The organism is Yersinia massiliensis CCUG 53443 (assembly GCF_000312485.1).
Taxonomy (GTDB): domain Bacteria; phylum Pseudomonadota; class Gammaproteobacteria; order Enterobacterales; family Enterobacteriaceae; genus Yersinia; species Yersinia massiliensis.
In genome coordinates this window covers 134,402-149,163 of the sequence record NZ_HE997651.1, presented here as the reverse complement: position 1 = coordinate 149,163, position 14,762 = coordinate 134,402, and the positions used below count along the sequence as shown (strand labels likewise).

The window sequence follows — 14,762 nt, the reverse complement described above, 5'->3', positions numbered from 1 at the left end:
CCTAGTCAGTGGAGGCGCATTATAGGGAGTTCCTGACAGGCTGCAACCCTTAATTTCAAAAAACTTTTCAACCGTGTTTTATTTAAACAACTTGCTGTGATAAGCAGCGTAAAAGCTATTTTCCGCACTGTAACGCGGCAAAATCTTGAGTAAAACGATCTACTTGCTGCCAGTCGGTATACTCAACTTCTTTACTCGTATCGGTTTCTCCTCCAGTCATACGCATAATAAGTTGAATCATCACCCGATCTATCCAGCGATAGCGCGGATAGCGTAAAGCCCCAGCAAATACTGCACAAAGTGCGGGTTGCCAAGGAGTACTAAGTAAGAACTTACGCACATAGGCATTTGTTTGCGGGGAACGCTTCTCTGGTTTGCGCGCAGTCAGGTTCACGGCAAAGAAAGCACTCGACATCTGATTCAGCTGTTCGAGGTGTTCGGCAACAAATTGACTCAATACTGGGCTGAAACGCCCATAACGCACAGATGCACCAATCATGACTTGTTGGTATTGGCTCAAGTCGATTTGCCCAACTTGTGACAAGTCCTGTATTTCACACGTCCCCGCAACTGATAATTGCTTCGCGATATATGAAGCAATTGTATGTGTTTGGCCATCACGGCTGGAGTAAAGTATCAGTACTTTCATAGCAATGTTCCTTATGCAGAATTACTCACGCCAGAATGTTGGAGTGAAAAGAACCAGCAAGGTGAATACCTCTAATCGACCAAATAGCATCGTTATCACCAATATCCATTTAGCTGCTGGATTCATAGTGGTGAAGTTATCTGCGACAACACCTAAACCTGGCCCTAAGTTATTCAACGTGGCCGTAACGGCGGCGAATGCTGAGAACTCATCGACTCCCGTAGCAATAATTGCCAGCATACTAATGATGAAAACCAAGGCATAAGCTGAGAAGAAGCCCCAAACAGCTTCTAATATTCGCTCCGGCAACGCTCTTCGCCCCAGCTTGATGGTATATACCGCATTCGGGTGGACGAGTCGTTTTAGTTCACGTGAGCCTTGCAAATAAAGCAGTAAGATGCGGATCACTTTCAAACCGCCTCCTGTTGAACCCGCACACCCGCCGATAAAAGCAGAACATAATAAGAGTATCGGCAAGAACAACGGCCACTTAGAAATACTGTCTGTCGTAAACCCCGCAGTGGTCGCCATTGACACCACTTGGAAAAAGGCCTGATTTAAAGTTTCTAGGCCCGACTTGTACACGCTATGCTGCCAGAGTACTAACGTACAAACGATAACCAGCGTCAATTGTACAAAAATAAACATACGGAATTCGGGATCGCGCCAATAAACTTTCAAACTGCGGCCACTCAGAACCGCAAAATGCAGACCAAAGTTACACCCAGAAATCAGCAAGAAAACACCAATAATGGTGTTAATAGTGGGGCTGTTGAAGTAACCGATACTCGCATCATGAGTTGAGAAACCGCCGATGGCTATAGTAGAAAAACTGTGAGAGATGGCATCAAACACTGACATCCCCGCACCCCAAAGGGAAAGCGCACAAGCAATGGTGAGTAATACGTAGATAAGCCAAAGTGTTTTTGCCGTTTCAGCAATTCGGGGACGCATTTTATTATCTTTCAGTGGGCCAGGCATTTCTGCTCGATAAAGCTGCATCCCCCCTACGCCTAAAATAGGTAGGATAGCCACCGCCAACACAATGATCCCCATGCCACCAAGCCATTGCAGCATTTGCCGATAAAATAAAATGGCTTTGGGTAATGAGTCCAACCCTACCAGCGTTGTCGCGCCAGTTGTCGTCAGTCCTGAGAAAGATTCAAAGAATGCATCGGTCAGCGAAAGATTTGGGCGTTCGGAAAATAAGAAAGGGAGTGACCCCACACTGCCCAACACCGTCCAAAATAGCACTACGATAAGGAAGCCTTCACGGGGCTTCAGCTCGTGCTTTTCTTTCCGATTCGGAAGCCAGAGCAAAAGACCTATTGATAAGGCAACAAAAAAGGTTTCGCTGAAGGCACGGCCAGCACCATCACGATAGATTAAGGCTACCAGTCCTGGAATAAACATTGTTCCAGAGAATAAGATGACCAGCAGACCAACAATACGGGTTATGGCACGAAAATGCATTCCGGCACGTTCCTTAGCAATTCACTTGGATGGGGATTATTGCGAAATGGGCGTCAATTGCAACGTACCACGACTGAGATCACGCAATTTATCCCCGACCTGACTGGCTTGAGTTGCTGGCAAAGAGAGATGAAGCGTCACGAGCTCCGCATATTCACTCTGTAGAGTCTGGCCTTCAACCTGCTGTAATAATGTTTCTACCATCGCAAGCTGTGCATAGTCACACTGCACAGTATATTCTACCTGCGGAACTTTATATTTTACTTCTATCTGTTTTAGCGCTTGCTGCACACCACTTCCATAAGCCCGAACCAACCCTCCGGTGCCCAGCTTGATGCCCCCATAATAGCGCACGACCACAGCGGTAATTTCACCAATACCACTGCCCATAAGCTGAGCCAATATAGGTTTACCTGCCGTGCCGGAGGGTTCGCCATCATCAGAAAAACCTAATTGCTGTGAGTCTGTGGGCGTGCCAGCGACAAATGCCCAGCAGTGATGCCGGGCCGTTGGGTGTTGTTGCTTGACCTGCTGAACAAAATCTTTCGCTTCATTCACCCCACACGTATGGGCCAGTAAAGTAATAAAGCGACTTTTTTTGATCTCTTCGCTGATTGACACCGATGCGGCAGGTATCAGGTAAGGCTGCATCAAGCTAATTTCAGGTCACGAGTCATATTCTCAACCCGCTTATCATGGATAACAATATTGTCTTCAATACGTATACCACCATAAGGCTTCAACGCATCAATACGATCCCAATTGAAGTGTTTGCTGAATTCCCCAGTACGCCACGGTGCGAGCAGAGACTCGATAAAGTAAAGTCCAGGCTCAATAGTGAGTACCATGCGAGGTTGCAGAATACGTGTACAACGCAGGTAAGGATACTTGGATGGCGCATTCAAGTGGGTGCCTTTATCATCTTGCATGAATCCAGCAGTATCATGAACTTGCAATCCTAAAGGATGCCCTAAACCATGCGGGAGGAATGGACAAGTAATACCTTGTTCAACCATCGCCTCTTCGCTGATCCCCGTGACCAAGTGGTGTACGCGCAATAATTTAGCAATGCGGTGGTGCATCTGAACATGATAGTCGGTGTAGCGTTCGCCACTTTTGATAGTTTTTATCAGTTCAAGCTGCTCAGTATTAAGATCCTTAATGAGAGCAGCAAAATCACTGTTACTCTCTGCGGCATAGGTCCGAGTCAGATCAGCCGCATAGCCGTTATATTCAGCACCTGCATCCATAAGGAAGCTACGCATTTCTGCAGGAGGTTGGTGCTGTAATGTAGTGTAATGAAGTACTGCCGAGTGTTCATTCAACGCAACAATATTATCATAAGGAACATCAGTATCCCGATGACCCGTCGCCATCAGATAGGCTAAGTTGATATCAAATTCACTCATACCGGACTGAAATGCTTCATAAGCCGCACGATGTCCAACGACAGCTGTCTTTTGCGCTTCGCGCATACATGCCAGTTCGTAATCCGTTTTATAAGAACGGTAGAAATGAAGATAATCCAGCACAGGTTGCGGATTGATATTTTCAGCACTGAATCCCAGAGCCTGGGCACGATGTTGCGCATACCCAATATAAGCAACACGCTCACGCTGCACAGGTAATTGCTGTGCAATATCATCGGCTTTAGTTAATGGCTGGATATCAATAGATTTCGTCCAAAAGCTATCCGGTAATGGCTCAACACAATGCCAATAGTCTACTGGGGAGTAAAACCATAACTTTGGTGTATTGACGCCATCAACCCATAGCCAGCAATTGGGGACTTGAGTCACAGGCACCCAAGCTTTGAACTGCGCGTTCACTTTAAAAGGATAATCACGGTCATCAAGAAAAATTCTCTGCAATTCACCAGAATGAATCAGTAAAGCATCTAACTGATGGCGTTCCAGCACATCACGGGTGCGCTGTTGTAAGGTAGATAAATGTTCGTTATATAAAGAAGCTAGCGTTTCCATCACAGTACCCTTCGCTATTAGAACCTAATTTTTTAATCTTATCATAGTCCCGAAGGCATGTTTCGACGACCACGCACTCCATAAGATGATAACAATGGCATCTAAAGTAACTGACGTTATCGCTAGCTCGCAAGTAGACCGAAAGGCCACTTTTCTGCCTCTAGATACATCTCGAATAAATTTGATGTAAATCAATTACCCGATCTGACTGACTGTGATCTTCGCTGCAAAATACCAATATCTTATTTGCAATTTTTTAACAAAATAACCACACTTCCTGAATATCTGGTCATACCAGATCACATGCGCTTATTCAGGAGATAGATATGCTCTACCAAAGCGAAACATTACAGCTTCATTGGCTAGAAAACGGTATTGCCGAGTTGGTGTTTGATGCACCGGGTTCAGTTAATAAGTTGGATACCAAAACTGTAGCCAATTTGGGTGAAGCCCTAGCTATATTAGAAAAACAAAGTGAACTCAAAGGGTTGATGCTTCGTTCTGCTAAAGCAGCCTTTATTGTCGGTGCTGATATCACCGAATTTCTGTCTCTGTTTAATGCCCCACCAGAAAAACTGCACCAATGGTTAGTTTTCGCTAACGATATCTTCAATCGCTTAGAAGATTTACCCGTGCCGACCATTTCTGCAATCAATGGATATGCATTAGGGGGGGGATGTGAATGTGTTCTTGCCACTGATTTCCGCGTTGCCTCACCGGAGACCCGTATTGGTCTACCAGAAACGAAGCTAGGTATCATGCCGGGCTTTGGTGGTTCTGTTCGTCTGCCACGCCTATTAGGTGCTGACAGTGCGCTGGAAATTATTGCTGCAGGCAAAGATATTATTGCCAAAGATGCACTAAAAGTCGGACTGGTTGATGCCGTTGTTGCTCCCGAAAAGCTAACAGAAGCAGCGTTGGCCATACTGAAACAAGCTATTGACGGCAAGCTCGACTGGCAAGCCGCGCGTCGCCCAAAACTAGAACCATTGAAGCTAAACTCAACGGAAGCAGCAATGTGCTTCACCATCGCTAAAGGCATGGTCATGCAAGTGGCGGGAAAACACTACCCAGCGCCACTCACTGCGGTAAAAACAATTGAAGCCGCGGCCAAATTGGGCCGTAGCGAAGCACTGAAATTAGAAACCCATAGTTTTGTGCCGTTGGCTGGTTCTAATGAAGCCCGGGCCTTGGTTGGTATATTCCTGAACGACCAATATGTTAAAGGGAAAGCAAAAACGCTATCTAAAGGTGTCAGTGCGCCAAAACAAGCTGCTGTGTTAGGCGCTGGAATTATGGGCGGTGGGATCGCCTATCAATCGGCATTGAAAGGTGTGCCGGTTGTGATGAAAGATATTAACGATAAGTCTTTGACGATCGGGATGAATGAAGCTGCCAAGTTATTGAATAAGCAGTTGGAGCGCGGCAAAATTGATGGCCTGAAAATGGCTAATATCCTAGCGACTATTCAGCCCACGCTAGATTATACCGGTATTGAACGCGCCCAACTCATCGTTGAAGCGGTGGTGGAAAATCCAAAAGTTAAAGCTGCTGTGCTAGCAGAAACAGAATCACTAATCAGTGAAGATGCTGTGTTAGCGTCTAATACTTCTACGATTCCGATCGACCAACTGGCCAAATCACTTAAGCGTCCTGAAAACTTCTGCGGTATGCACTTCTTCAACCCCGTTCATCGGATGCCGTTAGTAGAGATTATTCGTGGTGCTAAAACCTCTGATAAGACAATTGCGGCAGTAGTGGCATTCGCGACACAAATGGGCAAAACACCCATTGTAGTAAATGATTGCCCTGGCTTCTTCGTTAACCGCGTCTTATTCCCGTATCTGGCTGGATTTGGCATGTTGGTTAGAGATGGTGGTGATTTCCGTCAGATTGATAAAGTCATGGAAAATCAGTTTGGCTGGCCAATGGGACCTGCTTATCTCCTTGATGTGGTTGGTATTGATACCGCACACCATGCACAAGCAGTGATGGCCGTTGGTTTCCCTGACCGGATGAAAAAAGATTATCGCGATGCGATTGACGTCATGTTCGATAGCCAACGGTTTGGTCAGAAGAATGGCCAAGGTTTTTACCGATATACTCAGGATGCGAAGGGAAAACCACGTAAAGAGAATGACGAGCAAGTCGATCACTTACTGGCCCCAATCAGCCAACCGACCCAGAAATTCAGCGATGATGAAATTATTGCCCGTACGATGATTCCTATGATCAACGAAGTAGTACGTTGTCTGGAAGAGGGAATCATCGCTAGCCCTGCTGAAGGGGATATCGCGTTAGTCTACGGCCTTGGCTTCCCTCCATTCCACGGAGGTATCTTCCGGTATCTCGACACCATCGGTAGCGCCAATTATGTTGAAATGGCTCAACGTTACGCCCACCTTGGTGCGTTGTATCACGTTCCAGCAGGGCTTAGAGCCAAAGCTGAGCATAACGAGAGCTATTATCCTGTGGCAGCAGCGCTGCTTGATGTTTCTACCAGTCAACCGGCATGAGGTCTGAAAACATGGAAAATGTAGTCATTATTGATGCCGTCCGCACACCGATGGGCCGTTCGAAAGGCGGCGCATTCCGGCAAGTTCGGGCAGAAGATCTCTCCGCTCATTTAATGCGGGAAGTATTGAGCCGCAATCCAGGGTTGAATGCCGCCGAAATTGACGATATCTACTGGGGCTGCGTGCAGCAAACTCTGGAGCAGGGCTTTAACATCGCGCGTAATGCGTCTTTACTAGCAGAAATCCCGCACAGCGTACCCGCCGTCACGGTTAACCGCCTATGTGGTTCATCAATGCAAGCGTTACATGATGGTGCTAGAGCTATCATGGTGGGTGATGCGCAAGTGAGCTTAATTGGTGGCGTGGAGCATATGGGCCACGTCCCGATGAATCATGGCGTAGATTTTCATCCTGGTATGGGCCGCACTGTCGCTAAAGCCGCCGGAATGATGGGTTTAACCGCAGAAATGTTGGCAAAAATCCACAACATCAGCCGTCAGTCACAAGATGAGTTTGCTGTCCGTTCACATCAGCGAGCTTATGCCGCCACTCAAGCAGGGCATTTCGCCAACGAGATTGTCGCGACGAATGGGCATGATGCCGATGGCATCTTGAAACGCTTTGATTTCGACGAAGTTATTCGTCCTGAAACTAATATTAATGGCTTGGCGGCACTGCGTCCTGCCTTTGATCCGGTGAATGGTACCGTGACGGCTGGCACATCGTCAGCTCTTTCAGATGGCGCATCAGCCATGCTGATTATGAGTGAGTCTCGAGCAAAAACATTAGGTTTAGCGCCTCGCGCACGTATTCGCTCAATGGCCGTTGTCGGTTGTGACCCATCAATTATGGGTTATGGCCCAGTACCTGCAAGCCAACTGGCATTAAAACGCGCAGGACTCAAGCTGGAAGATATTGGCTTATTTGAATTGAACGAAGCATTTGCCGCCCAATCGCTGGCTTGCCTGAAAGGTTTAGGTCTGCTGGAAAGCATGGATGACAAAGTGAATCTTAACGGCGGGGCCATCGCACTGGGCCATCCACTGGGCTGTTCTGGGGCACGTATTTCCACCACATTGCTTAATCTGATGGAGCGCCGTGATGTGCAATTCGGTTTGGCCACAATGTGTATCGGATTAGGCCAAGGCATTGCAACCGTGTTTGAGCGCGTATAGCTTTCGAACAAAAAATCTGAAGGAATACTGAGGGTCTGAATACAGGCCCTCATCATCGCTGTACCTGGTGTTTAGTTGCCGTTTTCCCGCCTGTCAGGGGCGGGCTTTTTACACACTTTTCTCAGATAAAGGCAAAAGCATCACCAAAGATATGAGCTTCTTGTGCGCCACGTTCAGCACAGAAGCGTTCACGAGCAATCTTCGCCATTTCAAAACGGCCCGCAATATAAATGTCCTGATCAGCAAGAGAACCGTAGTCTTGTAACACCGCACTCAGAACGGTTCCTGTCCGCCCACGCCAACCCTCTTCTGGTTGCTCTACAACCGGGACAACTTTCAACTGAGGATACTTAATGGACAGGGCTTCCAGTTCGCTGAGATCGTAGAGATGTACAGCTTCGCGTCCACCCCAATAGATAGAGACCTCGCGATTAGGTTGTTCCGCCAACGCAGCTAGTAAGATAGAGCGCGCATAGGAAAAACCGGTACCTCCGGCAATCAACACCAACGGACGCAGACTGCCCTCGCGGAACCACGCCTCGCCATGGGGAATATCTACATCCAAGGTTTTCTCTTTCAGAATTCTATCCATCACGGCCATGGCATACAGATTTAACTCCGAAGCGCCAATATGCAACTCAATGAAATCTTTCTGTAACGGTGTAGACGCCATGGAAAACGGCCGCTTATCACGCTCATCCATCACTACCATCAAATATTGCCCAGCACGGAAAGAAAACGCAGATGCAGGTACCAATTGCACACGGTATACCGTATCGGTAATGGCCTCTACGGAGGTTACTTTACAGCTTAAAGTTGTCATGCCTTCCCTCTGTCGGGTCATCAAATGCAAAACTAAGGACAAAATCGACGCCGGTTAACCGTTGGTCTTATTGTCACTGAAAATAGCGAGCTCGTCCCAAATAGCATCAACACGGGCGCGGACTTCTTCATCCATTTTAATTGGGCGCCCCCATTCACGTGGGGTCTCAGCGGGCCATTTATTAGTGGCGTCCAGCCCCATTTTCGATCCCAAACCGGAAACCGGTGAGGCGAAATCCAAATAATCTATTGGCGTATTTTCAATCAACACCGTATCGCGGGATGGATCCATTCGAGTTGTTATTGCCCAAATAACATCATTCCAATCACGTGCATTAATATCATCATCACAGACAATAACAAATTTTGTATACATAAATTGGCGTAAAAACGACCATACACCCATCATCACGCGCTTAGCATGACCTGCATACTGTTTCTTGATTGTCACAACCGCTAACCGATACGAACACCCTTCTGGTGGCAGATAGAAGTCCACAATTTCTGGGAACTGCTTTTGCAAAATCGGGACAAATACTTCATTCAACGCAACCCCCATCACCGCGGGTTCATCTGGAGGGCGGCCAGTATAAGTTGAATGATAAATCGCATCTTTACGCTGGGTAATATGTGTCACGGTAAAGACAGGAAAACTGTCTATCTCATTATAATAACCTGTATGGTCACCATAAGGACCTTCCGGTGCCATATCACCCTGCTCAATATATCCTTCCAAAACAATTTCTGCACTTGCAGGAACTTCCAGATCATTGGAAAGACATTTCACCACTTCCGTTTTATGTCCACGCAATAAACCTGCGAATGCATACTCAGATAGCGTGTCTGGTACTGGTGTGACAGCAGCCAAAATAGTTGCAGGATCAGCCCCTAATGCTACGGCAACGGGGAAACGCTCACCAGGATGTGCTTCGCACCACTCCTGATAATCTAACGCACCACCACGATGCGATAACCAACGCATAATTAACTTGTTTTTACCCAACACCTGTTGGCGATAGATACCCAAATTCTGGCGCTCTTTGTGTGGACCTCGGGTGACAGTTAGCCCCCAAGATACCAATGGCGCAGCATCTTCTGGCCAGCAATGCATGACAGGAATGCGGCTTAAGTCGACATCATCACCTTGCCAGACTTGTTCCTGACACGGGGCCGAGTTTAAGCATTTCGTTGGCATATTCAATACTTGCTTAAATTTCGGCAGTTTATCAAATAGGTCGCGAAAACCTTTAGGAGGATCTGGCTCTTTTAGGAAAGCTAATAACTTGCCAACATCACGCAGTGCGCTAACATCTTCTTGCCCCATCCCCATAGCAACGCGCTTGGCTGTACCAAATAAATTGCACAGCACTGGCATGTCATATCCCTTAGGATTTTCAAAAAGTAACGCAGGACCACCAGCTCGCAAAGTGCGATCGGCAATTTCTGTCATTTCCAGATAGGGATCAATAGGCTGGCTAATTCGTTTAAGTTCGCCCCTCTGTTCCAGTAACGAGAGGAAGTCGCGTAAGTCACGGTATTTCATGCTTATCATTTCGGCGGCTAGGTGATGCGCCATTATAGGCCGTCTTTATAGCAGTTGCTGTCTTTTTGTTAAAAATGGATATCGTCTTACAAAAAATCACCTACGTCAGACGACAGCCAGTCATCACTCATATAAACACTCTGTTATTACCACGAAATAAACTAAATCTTTGTATAACAAACTATATCTCCGAAATGATGAATTCTTCCTTACTATATATATCCGCCTTCTTTTGTTATGCTGCCACACAGGACCCAAGGGCATGTGACATTATGAAACACTGGTATTTATTATATTGTAAGCGTGGTCAGCTTTTGCGCGCCAAGGAACATCTAGAACGGCAAGCAGTCAATTGCTGGACGCCATTAGTAGCCATCGAAAAAATAGTGCGTGGCAAACGTACTGAGGTAACGGAGCCTTTATTCCCTAATTATCTGTTTGTAGAATTCGAGCCGGAAGAGATTCATACAACGACAATCAGTGCGACTCGAGGAGTAAGCCACTTCGTTCGTTTTGGCGTACAGCCCGCAATAATACCAGCACTCGTGATTACCGAAATGCAATCCCATACAGCGGATAAGATTGTCGCGCCAGAAGTGCCGTGTCCTGGTGATCTTGTGACAATTACAGAAGGTGTATTTGCCGGATTACAAGCAATTTATACCGAGCCTGATGGTGAAGCGCGGTCGATGCTATTGCTGAATATGCTTAACAGCCAAGTGATACAGAGCCTAGAAAATCGTCACTTTGAAAAGCATTAAATTATTATATAGAACGAGCTGAACACTATTTTAGGTAGGTACTTCGTACCTACCTTTTTTATATCAATTTACTGATATCAAATGCTTATAACAAAATGTTAGCGCTGCATCTGCTCGTCATGTAACCATTGTGCAACTTGCTTTGCAAAATAGGTTAAAACACCATCTGCTCCGGCACGTTTGAAGCACAATAACGACTCCATTACGGTCGGTTTTTCTTGCAACCAACCATTCTGGATTGCAGCCATATGCATGGCATACTCACCAGAGACCTGATAAGCAAAAGTCGGGACACCAAAGGTATCTTTGACCCGACGCACCACGTCCAGATATGGCATCCCGGGCTTCACCATCACCATATCAGCCCCTTCCTGCAGGTCTTGGGCGATCTCTTGTAATGCCTCGTCACTATTAGCTGGGTCCATTTGATAGGTTTTCTTGTTGCCACCTTTCAAATTACTGCTAGAGCCAATTGCGTCACGGAATGGGCCATAGTAACAAGAAGCATATTTCGCGGAATACGCCATAATTTGAGTGTTCACCAAGCCTTGTAGTTCTAATTGGTCACGAACAGCGCCGATACGGCCATCCATCATATCGCTCGGAGCAATAATCTCAGCGCCCGCTTCTGCGTGTGATAACGCCTGTCTGACCAAGATATCTTTCGTAATATCATTTATCACATAGCCATCAGCATCAATCACACCATCTTGCCCATGAGTCGTGTAGGGGTCGAGAGCGACATCGGTAAGAATACCCAATTCTGGTACTGCATCTTTTAAGGCGCGCACGGTGCGTTGCACTAGACCATTCGGGTTATAGGCTTCTTCTGCGTGTAGCGATTTAGCAGCAGACTCGATGACTGGGAATAACGATATGACGGGCACGCCGAGCTTGGCAATTGCCTCTGCTTCTTTCACTAACAGATCGATTGTCATGCGCGAAACGCCCGGCATAGAGGGGACAGCTTGCTGCTGATTGTTCCCCTCCATGACGAACACCGGATAGATCAAGTCGTTGACGGTTAGTTGATTTTCAGCGACCAGACGACGACTGAAATCATAACGGCGCACTCGGCGCATACGGCGACCAGGAAAGGTACCAGGGAATGCATAGCTCATATTGTTCTCCTAACTCAAACCAACCGGAAAATCCGGCGGGCGTTTTCATCAGTTTTCTGCCCTAGCCATTGAGGGTCTTCTTGTCGCCAGACAGCAACTTGCTGGACGATATGGGGTAAAAAACAGGGCTCATTGCGACGAGATGCAGGCTTAGGATGTATATCTCTCGGCAATAAATAGGGCGCATCTGTTTCTAATAACAAATACTGAGCAGGAATTCGCGGCAGTAACGCCCTCAGCTCAAGGCCTCGACGTTCATCGCAAACCCAACCGGTAATGCCAATTGATAAGCCCAATGCTAAACAGGAATCCAATTCATTCGCTGTACCGGTAAAGCAATGCACTATCGCCGCAGGAATTTTGTCTAACCAAGGTGAAAGTAACGCGATGAAACGTTCGTGAGCGTCGCGACAATGCAAAAAAACCGGTAAAGAAAGCTCAGCGGCTAACGCTAGCTGAGCCGTGAAAGCGATCTCTTGCTCGACGGGCGTCGAGAAGTTGCGGTTAAAATCCAATCCACACTCACCAATAGCCACCACGCTGGCATTCGTTGCCAAGGCACTAATTTGCTGCTCAATATTAGTTTGCCAAGTGCTTGCCTGATGAGGATGAACACCGGCAGTTGACCAGCAATATCCGGGATTCTCGGTGGCAAGTTCAAGTGCCGCTTGGCTCTCTTCAGCATCAGTACCGGTGATAAGCATACCGGTTACACCAGCATCTTTTGCACGGGCAATAACTTGAGGATGATCTTTTGAAAATTGTGAACTGGTTAAATTCACGCCAATATCAAACATGAGCTTTCCAAAACAGAAGCCGCCCCAAAGGGCGGCTAAAATATCAAGGTATCGATCTAAGGGGCTTTCGGAGGGTTATCGACTTCTTCGTCCTCTTCCTCAATATCTGCGCTACGTTTTTTGCCAGTATAAAAACGGGCAAAGAACACGCCGACCTCGAACAACAGATACATCGGGATCGCTAATAATGTCTGTGACAAGACATCTGGTGGCGTGAGAAGCATGCCGACAACAAAAGCGCCCACAAACACATAAGGACGTTTTTTCTTCAATGCTTCTGGTGTTGTCACCCCTGCCCAACACAATAGAATTATCGCAATCGGAACCTCAAAAGAGATACCAAACGCCATAAAGAGCGCCATGACAAAATCTAAGTACTTAGTGATATCCGTCGCAATCAATACGCTTTCTGGCGCTGTTTTGGCAAAAAAACCAAAAGCTAACGGGAAAACAACAAAGTAGGCAAACGCCATACCGAGATAAAATAAGAGGCTACTGGAGATCAATAGCGGGACCATTAAGCGACGTTCATGCTTATACAGTGCCGGGGCAATAAATGCCCAAACCTGATAGAGGATCATCGGTGCAGAGACAAATACCGAGACCATCATCGTCAATTTAATCGGGGTAAAGAAAGGCGATGCAACATCAGTTGCGATCATACTGGAGCCAGCGGGTAGTTGCTTAATCAGGGGTGCTGAAACCAACTGATAGATATCATTGGCAAAAAAAACCAATACCAGAAAAACCACTAAAACAGTGATTATGCAATTCAATAACCGCTTACGCAGCTCTATCAGATGCGTAATAAGGGGTTGGGTATCATCAACAGCCATGTTTACCGATCGCCGCCAGTTTGGTGAGTTCGAGGTTGATTAGCACTGGGTGAATCCGTGCTCTTGGAGTCAGTAGTAGCAATCTGCGCCTGAGTGACGGGTATTTGTGCTACAGATACAACTGAAGCGTCCTCAGGTTCAGAAGCGACGGATTTAGCAGTTGGTGTTTCAACCGGAACAACTGGTTTATTCGCGCTTGCGGTATCAACGGTAGATTTTGAGACTACCTGTACGCTCTCATCACTCATATCCGGTACTTGCGGTAACGCCGAAGCTTGGGTTGCTGATTCAGCTGGTGTGACACCATCATGAATAGCTTCCGGCTCCGTCACCAATGGATTATGGATAGTATGCGGCGCTTCAGATCCAATATCAGAACGATAAGAACGCTTCAATGCTTCTGCCGCCTCTTTGAGTTCATCCATTGAGGCTTTCAGCTCAGGTGTTAAATTCTGCAAGCCCGCCTGTTCTGCTTTTTTCAAGCTATCTTGCAACTCTTGAACTTTGAGCTCTTGTGCCAATTCATTTTGCACCGTTGCTGCAAGCGAACGTAACGTACGAATCCAACTGGAAACTGTTCTTACTGCAACAGGTAATCGTTCCGGCCCAAGAACGACCAGACCGATTACAAGCACCAATAGCAGTTCACTAAATCCAATGTCGAACACAGCTTATCCCTGCTCTTTATCGTGACTCTTAGATTCTTCAGCTTTGGCTGCTGGCTGCTGTTTTTCAGTAATCGACTTAGCAAAATCAGCATCGTTGCTGGTTTTGTCAGCATTCGTTGGAGGGGTTTGTGGATCATCACCTATCGCCTTTTTAAAGCCTTTGATAGATGCACCCAAATCTGACCCTAGTGTCCGCAGTTTATTTGTACCAAACAGCAGAACGACGATCACGGCAATGATTAATAACTGCCAAATACTTATACCGCCCATCACATACACCTCTATTTATAGGGGTTATTCCACAGAGAACTATATTATACGTTATATAGCTGCTGTGAATACTAATCAAACTTACCGCTTTTTGAACTAGCTCATAGCTGACTGAACCCATTAACATAATTCATACACATGTTATGGCC

At 46.7% G+C, this 14,762-nt stretch carries 14 protein-coding genes; 3 read left to right on the top strand and 11 right to left on the bottom strand.

What is annotated here, in order from left to right; all coding sequences use genetic code 11:
- Positions 1-115: 115 nt before the first annotated feature.
- From hemG to pepQ, 4 genes are read right to left on the bottom strand one after another with little or no spacing between them, the layout of a single operon-like run.
- Positions 116-649 carry a menaquinone-dependent protoporphyrinogen IX dehydrogenase gene (hemG, locus tag BN68_RS21440; RefSeq protein WP_019213237.1) on the bottom strand — a complete coding sequence of 178 codons (534 nt, stop codon included), beginning with the start codon at positions 647-649 and terminating at the stop codon, positions 116-118.
- 21 nt (positions 650-670) lie between these two features.
- A complete protein-coding gene (gene trkH / locus BN68_RS21435; protein WP_019213236.1) occupies positions 671-2,122 on the bottom strand; it encodes a Trk system potassium transporter TrkH in 1,452 nt (483 codons plus the stop codon).
- Between the two features lie 36 nt (positions 2,123-2,158).
- The gene (locus BN68_RS21430) at positions 2,159-2,773 is read right to left on the bottom strand and encodes an IMPACT family protein (RefSeq protein ID WP_019213235.1); all 615 of its coding nucleotides are present in this window, start codon (positions 2,771-2,773) and stop codon (positions 2,159-2,161) included.
- Positions 2,773-4,104 carry a Xaa-Pro dipeptidase gene (gene pepQ / locus BN68_RS21425; RefSeq protein ID WP_019213234.1) on the bottom strand — a complete coding sequence of 444 codons (1,332 nt, stop codon included), beginning with the start codon at positions 4,102-4,104 and terminating at the stop codon, positions 2,773-2,775. The genes BN68_RS21430 and pepQ overlap by 1 nt, the downstream gene beginning before the upstream one ends.
- A gap of 326 nt (positions 4,105-4,430) precedes the next feature.
- Here pepQ and fadB point away from each other — a divergent pair, with 326 nt between their 5' ends.
- Positions 4,431-6,620 carry a fatty acid oxidation complex subunit alpha FadB gene (gene fadB / locus BN68_RS21420; RefSeq protein ID WP_019213233.1) on the top strand — a complete coding sequence of 730 codons (2,190 nt, stop codon included), beginning with the start codon at positions 4,431-4,433 and terminating at the stop codon, positions 6,618-6,620.
- A gap of 11 nt (positions 6,621-6,631) precedes the next feature.
- On the top strand, positions 6,632-7,795 hold the full coding sequence (gene fadA, locus BN68_RS21415; protein ID WP_019213232.1) for an acetyl-CoA C-acyltransferase FadA: 1,164 nt from the start codon (positions 6,632-6,634) through the stop codon (positions 7,793-7,795).
- Positions 7,796-7,916: 121 nt separating this feature from the next.
- Here the strand turns inward: fadA and fre are convergent, their stop codons facing one another.
- Both fre and ubiD read right to left on the bottom strand, forming a co-directional pair.
- Positions 7,917-8,618, bottom strand: a complete 702-nt coding sequence (gene fre, locus BN68_RS21410) for an NAD(P)H-flavin reductase (protein WP_019213231.1) — start codon at positions 8,616-8,618, stop codon at positions 7,917-7,919.
- 54 nt (positions 8,619-8,672) lie between these two features.
- Positions 8,673-10,169, bottom strand: a complete 1,497-nt coding sequence (gene ubiD / locus BN68_RS21405) for a 4-hydroxy-3-polyprenylbenzoate decarboxylase (RefSeq protein ID WP_042807076.1) — start codon at positions 10,167-10,169, stop codon at positions 8,673-8,675.
- Positions 10,170-10,432: 263 nt separating this feature from the next.
- Here ubiD and rfaH point away from each other — a divergent pair, with 263 nt between their 5' ends.
- The gene (gene rfaH / locus BN68_RS21400) at positions 10,433-10,921 is read left to right on the top strand and encodes a transcription/translation regulatory transformer protein RfaH (protein WP_019213229.1); all 489 of its coding nucleotides are present in this window, start codon (positions 10,433-10,435) and stop codon (positions 10,919-10,921) included.
- A 98-nt stretch (positions 10,922-11,019) separates the two neighbouring features.
- Here the strand turns inward: rfaH and hemB are convergent, their stop codons facing one another.
- The 5 genes from hemB to tatA are packed head-to-tail and all read right to left on the bottom strand — an operon-like array spanning position 11,020 to position 14,613.
- Positions 11,020-12,042: a porphobilinogen synthase gene (hemB, locus tag BN68_RS21395; protein ID WP_019213228.1), complete on the bottom strand. Its 1,023-nt coding sequence runs from the start codon at positions 12,040-12,042 to the stop codon at positions 11,020-11,022.
- A gap of 14 nt (positions 12,043-12,056) precedes the next feature.
- Entirely contained in the window at positions 12,057-12,839 is a 783-nt protein-coding gene (tatD, locus tag BN68_RS21390; RefSeq protein ID WP_019213227.1) for a 3'-5' ssDNA/RNA exonuclease TatD, read from the bottom strand.
- A gap of 56 nt (positions 12,840-12,895) precedes the next feature.
- Positions 12,896-13,675 carry a Sec-independent protein translocase subunit TatC gene (gene tatC / locus BN68_RS21385; protein ID WP_019213226.1) on the bottom strand — a complete coding sequence of 260 codons (780 nt, stop codon included), beginning with the start codon at positions 13,673-13,675 and terminating at the stop codon, positions 12,896-12,898.
- A gap of 2 nt (positions 13,676-13,677) precedes the next feature.
- Positions 13,678-14,343 carry a Sec-independent protein translocase protein TatB gene (gene tatB / locus BN68_RS21380; protein ID WP_019213225.1) on the bottom strand — a complete coding sequence of 222 codons (666 nt, stop codon included), beginning with the start codon at positions 14,341-14,343 and terminating at the stop codon, positions 13,678-13,680.
- A gap of 3 nt (positions 14,344-14,346) precedes the next feature.
- Positions 14,347-14,613, bottom strand: a complete 267-nt coding sequence (gene tatA / locus BN68_RS21375) for a Sec-independent protein translocase subunit TatA (protein WP_019213224.1) — start codon at positions 14,611-14,613, stop codon at positions 14,347-14,349.
- Positions 14,614-14,762: the final 149 nt, after the last annotated feature.